At 74.2% G+C, this 7,149-nt stretch carries 8 protein-coding genes; 5 read left to right on the forward strand and 3 right to left on the reverse strand.

The genetic code is table 11. The annotated features are described in order from the left end of the window. The 3 genes from ACFYNS_RS14530 (at nucleotide 1) to ACFYNS_RS14540 (ending at nucleotide 2,883) form a co-directional block, all read left to right on the forward strand. Nucleotides 1-966 carry a dihydrodipicolinate synthase family protein gene (locus ACFYNS_RS14530; protein WP_360302312.1) on the forward strand — a complete coding sequence of 322 codons (966 nt, stop codon included), beginning with the start codon at nucleotides 1-3 and terminating at the stop codon, nucleotides 964-966. Beyond that, on the forward strand, nucleotides 966-1,967 hold the full coding sequence (locus ACFYNS_RS14535) for a proline racemase family protein (protein ID WP_360302315.1): 1,002 nt from the start codon (nucleotides 966-968) through the stop codon (nucleotides 1,965-1,967). The genes ACFYNS_RS14530 and ACFYNS_RS14535 overlap by 1 nt, the downstream gene beginning before the upstream one ends. 172 nt (nucleotides 1,968-2,139) lie before the next feature. Then, complete coding sequence (locus ACFYNS_RS14540; RefSeq protein WP_388602941.1) at nucleotides 2,140-2,883, forward strand: maleylpyruvate isomerase family mycothiol-dependent enzyme; 744 nt, start codon at nucleotides 2,140-2,142, stop codon at nucleotides 2,881-2,883. Here ACFYNS_RS14540 and ACFYNS_RS14545 read toward each other — a convergent pair. Then, nucleotides 2,831-4,087: a Cmx/CmrA family chloramphenicol efflux MFS transporter gene (locus ACFYNS_RS14545; RefSeq protein ID WP_388602943.1), complete on the reverse strand. Its 1,257-nt coding sequence runs from the start codon at nucleotides 4,085-4,087 to the stop codon at nucleotides 2,831-2,833. The genes ACFYNS_RS14540 and ACFYNS_RS14545 overlap by 53 nt on opposite strands. A 423-nt stretch (nucleotides 4,088-4,510) precedes the next feature. Continuing rightward, nucleotides 4,511-5,143, reverse strand: coding sequence for a TetR/AcrR family transcriptional regulator (locus ACFYNS_RS14550; RefSeq protein WP_388602945.1), 633 nt, complete (start codon nucleotides 5,141-5,143; stop codon nucleotides 4,511-4,513). A gap of 89 nt (nucleotides 5,144-5,232) precedes the next feature. On the opposite strand from ACFYNS_RS14550, the gene ACFYNS_RS14555 reads away from it, so the two are divergent. Then, nucleotides 5,233-5,664, forward strand: coding sequence for a nuclear transport factor 2 family protein (locus ACFYNS_RS14555; protein ID WP_388602947.1), 432 nt, complete (start codon nucleotides 5,233-5,235; stop codon nucleotides 5,662-5,664). Beyond that, nucleotides 5,661-6,500, forward strand: coding sequence for an NmrA family NAD(P)-binding protein (locus tag ACFYNS_RS14560; RefSeq protein ID WP_388602949.1), 840 nt, complete (start codon nucleotides 5,661-5,663; stop codon nucleotides 6,498-6,500). The genes ACFYNS_RS14555 and ACFYNS_RS14560 overlap by 4 nt, the downstream gene beginning before the upstream one ends. Before the next feature lie 21 nt (nucleotides 6,501-6,521). Here ACFYNS_RS14560 and ACFYNS_RS14565 read toward each other — a convergent pair whose 3' ends face one another. Beyond that, complete coding sequence (locus ACFYNS_RS14565; RefSeq protein ID WP_388602951.1) at nucleotides 6,522-6,965, reverse strand: dihydrodipicolinate synthase family protein; 444 nt, start codon at nucleotides 6,963-6,965, stop codon at nucleotides 6,522-6,524. Nucleotides 6,966-7,149: the final 184 nt, after the last annotated feature.

Consider the following 7,149-nt stretch of genomic DNA (forward strand, 5'->3'; position numbering starts at 1 on the left):
ATGACCGGCGACAACCGAGCCGCCCGCCCCCCGCGGCCGCAGCGGACCCCGCAGGGTCTCGGCGGTGTGCTGGTGGCGACCGCGCTGCCCTACCGCGAGGACGCCTCGGCCCCCGCGGGCCTGGCCGTGGACCACGACCGCTACGCCGCGCACTGCCGGTGGCTGGTGGAGAACGGCTGCGACGGCGTCGGGCCCAACGGCTCGCTGGGCGAGTACTCCTCCCTCACCGACCGGGAGCGCCGGGAGGTGGCCCGCACCGCGATCGAGGCGGTGGGCGGTACGGGCACCGTCGTCGTCGGGGTGCACGGTGTCGGCTCGCACCAGGCCCGCCGCTGGGCGGAGGCCGCAGCGGAGGACGGCGCGGACGGGGTGCTCTGCCTGCCGCCCACGATGTACCGCGCCAACCGGGGCGAGGTGCTGGCCCACTTCGCGGAGGTGGCCGCTGTGGGTCTCCCGGTGATGGTCTACAACAACCCGATCGACACCAAGGTGGATCTGACCCCGGAACTGGTCGCGGAGATCGCGCAGATCGACAACGTCGTGGCCGTCAAGGAGTTCTCCGGGGACGTGCGGCGCGTGCTGGAGATCAGGGAGCGGACCGCGGGAACCGGGCTGGAGGTCGTCAGCGGCGCCGACGACGTGGTGCTGGAGAGTGTGCTGATGGGGGCGACCGGCTGGTTCGCCGGGTTCCCCAACGTCTTCCCGGCCGAGTCGGCGCAGCTTTTCGAACTGGCCGCGGCGGGCAAGCTGGAGGAGGCGCGGGCCCTGTACGAGCCGCTGGTGGCTGCCTTCCGCTGGGACTCGCGCACCGAGTTCGTCCAGGCGATCAAGCTCGGCATGGAGCAGGTCGGCAGGTTCGGCGGCCCGTGCCGCCCGCCGCGCGGACCGCTGAGCCCGGCGCAGCGGGAGCAGGTCGAGGCCGACATGGCGCGCGCGGTCGCCGCACTCGCACGGCGGGGGGCCTGATGCGCTCGGTCCGTTCGCTCAGTGCCGTCGACTCGCACACCGAGGGCATGCCGACCAGGGTCGTGACCGGCGGGGTGCCGCCGATCCCGGGTGCCACGATGGCCGAGCGCCGCCGCTGGGCCGTCGCGCACCTGGACGAGCTGCGCAGGTTCCTGGTGGACGAGCCGCGCGGGCACCCGGCGATGAGCGGCGCGCTGCTGCAGCCGCCGCTCCGCCCGGAGGCCGACTGGGGTGTGGTCTACGTCGAGGTGAGCGGCTTCCTGCCGATGTGCGGACACGGCACCATCGGGGTGGCGACGGTGCTGGTGGAGACCGGCATGGTGGAGGTGACCGAGCCCGAGACCACGGTCCGGCTGGACACCCCCGCCGGTCTGGTGGAGGCGCGGGTGACCGTGCGGGACGGAGCGGCCGAGCGGGTCACGCTGCGGAACGTGGACGCGTTCGCGCTGGAGCTGGACGCCGTCGTCCGGGTGCCGGGGCTGGGCGAGGTCGGCTACGACATGGCGTACGGGGGCAACTTCTACGCCATCACCGAACTCGACCAGCTCGGCCTGCCGTTCGACCGGGCGCGGAAGGACGACATCCTCGCCGCGGGCCTCGCCCTGATGGACGCCGTCAACGAGCACAACCGGCCGGTCCACCCGGCCGACCCCGCGATCAGCGGCTGCAAGCACGTGCAGTTCCTGGCGCCGGGCTCGGACGGGCGGCACTCGCGCAACGCCATGGCCATCCACCCCGGCTGGTTCGACCGCTCGCCCTGCGGCACCGGCACCTCGGCGCGGATGGCGCAACTGCACGCACGCGGCGCGTTGCCGCTGCGCAGGGAGTTCGTGAACGAGTCGTTCATCGGCACCAGGTTCACCGGACAGCTGCTGGAGACCACCGAGGTCGGCGGAGTGCCCGCGGTCGTACCGGAGTTCTCCGGCCGCGCCTGGATCACCGGTATGGCCACCTATCTCCTCGACCCCCGGGACCCGTTCCCGCACGGCTTCGTCCTCTAGCCGACCGGACGGACCACCGGACCGCGCGACCGCAAACCCCAGGCCGGCAGGCCAGCGGCCGGAGCGGCGGGCTGCCGTTCCGGCCGCCGCCGTCGGGGCGGTCCGCCGACGGCGGAATCGCCCGCAGCGGAACGCCGTGACAAGGGCGGTGGCCGGCGGGCAGGCTCGGGCCATGGAGAGACCTGAGTTCATCGAAGTCCTGCGCGCGGAGGCCCGGTTGTTCGCCGACGCGGTCGGCCGGGCCGAGCCCGATACGCCGGTGCCGACCTGCCCGGAGTGGACCGTACGTGACCTGGCCCTGCACCTGGGTACGGTGCACCGCTGGGCGGCCGGGATGGTGCGCGAGGGCCGCACGGAACCCGTACGGCCCTCGCCGCCGGCCGGACTGGCCGACGAGGCGCTCGCCCCCTGGCTGCTGGAGGGCGCCGAACTGCTGGTCGAGGTGCTGGAGGCGGCGCCGGAGGACCTGGATTGCTGGACGTTCCTGCCCGCCCGGTCCGCGGCGGCCTTCTGGACCCGCAGGCAGGCCCACGAGACGGCGGTGCACCGGGTGGACGCCGAGGCGGCGCTCGGGGCGCCGCTCTCCCCGCTGCCCGCCGGGTTCGCCGCCGACGGGGTCGACGAGCTGCTGTGCGGCTTCTATCCGCGGCGCGGCGCGCCGGAGGGCTTCGCCGCCGATCCCCGCACCCTGCACCTCCGGGCGACGGACGTCGCCGGCGCCGCCTGGACCGCGGTCCTGGGCGACCCGGCGCGGGCGGAGCGCGCCACCGCGCCGCCGACAGCGCCGGACTGCGTGTACGAGGGCACGGCACAGGACCTCTACCTCGCCCTGTGGAACCGGCTGCCGCTCTCGGAGCTGACCCTCAGCGGTGAGGTGTCCGTGGCGCACCGGTGGCGGGAGGTGTTCCGGCCGTGACCGCTGCCGCTGCCCGACGCCGCCGGATCTCGCCCCGGGTGGCGACGGCCTGCGCCGCCCCGCCCACCACCCATGCGAGCAGCGCCAGGAGGGCGCTGATCCACAGCGGGCCGCGGTAGCCGGATCCGCTGCTCAGCGCGAGGCCCCCGGCCCAGGGGCCCAGCGCAGCCCCGACGTTGAGCGCCGCCGTCGCGAAACCGCCCGCGAGGGAGGGTGCCTGGGCGGCGGCGTACAGCGCCTGGGAGATCAGTGTGGAGCCGACGGCGAACGACAGCGCGCCCTGGACCGGCACGAGGACGACGGCCGCGTACGGGTGCCCGGCCGTCAGCGCGAACAGGGCCCACCCGAGCGGCAGTGCGGCGCCGCCCGCGACCAGCAGCCGCAGCGGGTGCCGGTCGGCGAACCGGCCCGCGGCGGCGGTGCCCAGGAAGGAGCCGAGGCCGAAGAGGGCCAGCAGCCCCGGCACCCAGCCGTCCGCGAACCCGGCCACCTCGGTGATCAGCGGAGCGAGGTAGGTGAAGGAGCAGAAGGTGGCGCCGTTGACCAGGGCGCCCAGCAGCAGCGTCACCAGCAGCCGCGGCCCGCGCAAGGCCCGCAGTTCCCGGCGGACACCGGTGGTCGGTGCGGCCTCCGGGTGCGCGGGCCGCGGTGCGTCCGGTCGCGCTCCGGGCTGCGAGCGGACGAGGGCCGCGAGGGCCGGCGCCGAGAGCAGTGCCACGGCCCAGAACGCCGCGCGCCACCCCCACACCTGCCCCAGCAGGGCGCCGGCGGGCACCCCGGCGACGCAGGCGAGTGTGACCCCGCCGAGCAGTACGGAGACGGCCCGCCCCTTGGCGCCGGGCGGCACCATCGCGGCCGCGGCGGCCAACGCGACAGCGAGGAACCCCGCGTTGGCCAGCGCTCCCACCACCCGGGTGGTGACCAGGACGGCGAAACTCGTCGTCGACGCGCCCACGACATGGGCCAGCAGGAACACACACAGGAAGCACAGCAGTGCCCTGCGCCTGTCCCAGCGGCTGCCGAGGGCCGCCATCAGCGGCGCGCCCACGACCATTCCGACGGCGAACGCCGAGGTCAGCGAACCGGCTGCGGCGACAGAAACCCCTATTCCGGCGGCGAGGTCCGGCACCAGCCCGGACAGCATGAACTCCGACATCCCCTGCGCGAATACCGCCAGCGCAAGTACGTACAGCACAAAAGGCATGAAAACCCGCAATCCTCACTTGGATCGGAAAGGACGGCGGCAGGCACGCGGCACCGGCGGCGGGGCCTGACGGAGGCAGCCTGAGCAGGCTTCACGGCACCTCGTGCGGAGGTGCCCGGGTCAGGAGGGATCCGGCCCGGCCGGGCGCGTGGCGGCACTGCCGCGGAACAGCGCGGGGCACGGCGATCGGGTGGCGTTCGGCGAACGCGGAAGCAGACGGCACGAGACAGCCACCGGAGAGCCGGTGGCTAGCGTCTGGATGCCTCGGGGCTGGACATGCCCGCACCCTAACCGCACGGGTCGCCGCGCTCCACGGGATTCCCGGGCGGCGCCGCGCGGACGACGCGGCGCGGGGTACGGCAGGCTGCGCGCCTGTGCGGACGGCACGGGGACGGCGAGCGGGAGCGACCGTCCGGGCCTCGGTCACCCGGAGGCGGGCGCCCCGGAGTCGGCGGTACCGATGGACCGGCCGCCGCCCCCCGGACCGAGGAGTCTGGCGGTGAAGGCGGCGAGTTGGGCCCGCGCCTGCTCGCGCCCTGTCCGCTCCTGCCCCACGAGATGTTCGACGAGGTCGGCGCGGGTGGCGGCGAGCAGCACATGGGCGGCGAATCCGCCGTCGTCGAGTCCGGGCACCTGGGCGAGCAGGTCCCGGAGCGTGCGGTGCCACTTCTCGTAATGCGGCGCCTGGTAGGGGCTGTCGCTCCCGGTTCCCTCCAGGGCCAGCGCAAGGTGCCGGTTGTCGAGCTTGAAGCAGAGGACCGCGTCCAGCAGCGCGGGCACCCGCTCCAGCGGCGGGGCCGCCGGGCCGAGTGGCGGCTCCCCCTCCTCCACCGCCGTCCTGACCGGTTCGAGACGGGCTTCGAACAGGGTTCGGATCAGGCCGGTGCGGTCCCCGAAGGCTCGGAACAGCGTCGCCTTCCCGACACCGGCCGCCTCCGCGATGTCGGCCATCGTCACGGCTTCGGGGCGCTCGCAGCCGACGAAGAGGGCGTCGGCCGCCGCGAGCACGGCCGCCCGGTTGCGGACCGCGTCCTTGCGTGGCTTGCGTTCGGGCATGTGGTGACTCCGGATTGCGATACGGACCGGCGGTCCGTATCGTTTGTCGAAACGGACCTCGGGTCCGCATCTTACTGGACGGAGCGCCCATGCCCACCCTCACGGCACCCGAGGACGTGTACCGCCACGGCCTGCGCCTGCTGCTCGACAAGGACATCCCGGCCTGGGTCGATCTGTGGGACCCCGACGGGGTCTTCGAGTTCCCCTTCGCACCCGACGGCTGGCCCGCGCGGCTGGAGGGCAAGGCCGCGGTCGCCGACTACATGCGCGGATACCCCGACCACATCGACCTCCACGACTTCCCCCACGTGGAGATCCACCGGACCACCGTTCCGGAAACCGTCGTCGTCGAGATGCGCGGAGTGGGCCGACTGGTGGACAGCGGTACCTCCTTCGACATGACCTACATCGCCGTGGTGACAGTGCAGAACGGGCTCTTCACCCACTACCGCGACTACTGGAACCCCCTCGTACTGCTCCAGGAGCCCGCGAGTGACTTCACCGGAAGGAACCCCCGATGAACACCCCCTCCACCGTCCTCGTCATCGGGGCCACCGGTACCACCGGCCGCCGAGTCACCACCCGGCTGACCGCCGCCGGGCACCGGGTCAGGGCCGCCTCGCGCAGCGCCGGTGCCGTACCCGGCGCCGAGGCCGTCCGCTTCGACTGGCACGACCCGGCGACCCACGGCGACGCCCTGCGCGGCGCGGACCGGGTCCATCTGACCCCGCCGCCGGGCCATCCGGAACCGGCCGAGGTCGTCCTGCCCTTCCTCGACCGGGCCCGCAGCGCGGGGGTGCGCCGCGCGGTGCTGCTCAGTTCCTCGGCCGTCCCCGCCGGCGGACCGGCCACGGGCCGGATCCACCAGGAACTCCCCGACTTGTTCGCGGAGTGGACGGTGCTGCGCCCCTCGTGGTTCATGCAGAACTTCACCGGCGACCATCCGCACGCCCAGTCCCTCCGGGCGGACGGCACCATTCTGACGGCGACCGGTGACGGACGGGTCGGCTTCGTGGACGCCGAGGACATCGCCGCGGTCGCCGTCCACGCGCTGACCGACGCCAGTTCTCCGAACACCGACCTGGTCCTCACCGGCCCGGAAGCGCTCTCCTACGACGACGTCGCCGCCGTTCTCAGCCGCGTCACCGGCCGCACCGTCACCCACCGGAAGCTCACCGGCGACCAACTGCGCGACCGACTGGCCCAGTCGCTGCCCACCGCGTTCGCCGCCCTGCTCGCCGGGCTGGACCGGGCCATCGCCGAGGGCGCCGAGGACCGCACCACCGACACCGTGCAGCGCCTCACCGGCCGCCCTGCGGGCTCCTTCGCCGCCTTCGCCGAACGAGAGCTGGCCTGATCCCTCCCGCGGCAGGAGGTGTCACGGGATTCCCCCGGGCATCGCCGCCGCCCCGGCGCCGACAGCGGGTTCGGGCGCGGGCACGGCGGCGCCGTCCGCCGTCCTGGCCTCGGCCCCGGCCTCGGCGCAGGCGAGCAACTCCAGCAGGCGCGCCGTCAGCCCGGCATCCGCGTCCAGGAGCGGGCCGCGCACCGGCCCCGCGGGCAGACCCCGCGCGTTGAGCAGCGCCTTCACCGCGACCGTACCCGGCTGCCCGGTCATCACCGCTTCCGTCAACGGGGCGAGCGCACGATGGCGGCGGGCCGCCGACGCCCGGTCCCCCGCGTCATACGCGTCGAGCACCCCGCGGACCAGCGGAGCCGCGACGTTGGCGACCGTGCTCACACATCCCGCACCGCCGATCGCCCGGAGCGGCAGCGCGAACTCGTCGCAGCCCGCGTAGTAGGCCAGCCCCGCCTCCGCCATCACCCGGGAGGACTTCAGCAGGTCTTGACATCCTCCCGGCCCTAAAGGACCGGGATTCCTACTGCCCGCGTCTGCGGGCCTCGGTGGGATCCTGCTTCAACGCGCTGCGCCGGTACGGGTACCGGTCTTACCTGCGCTCCACAGGCCGTAACGGCCAGTCCGGCCGCCTTCGCGACGTTGACCG

The organism is Streptomyces sp. NPDC006925 (assembly GCF_042869575.1).
Classification (GTDB): Bacteria; Actinomycetota; Actinomycetes; order Streptomycetales; family Streptomycetaceae; genus Streptomyces.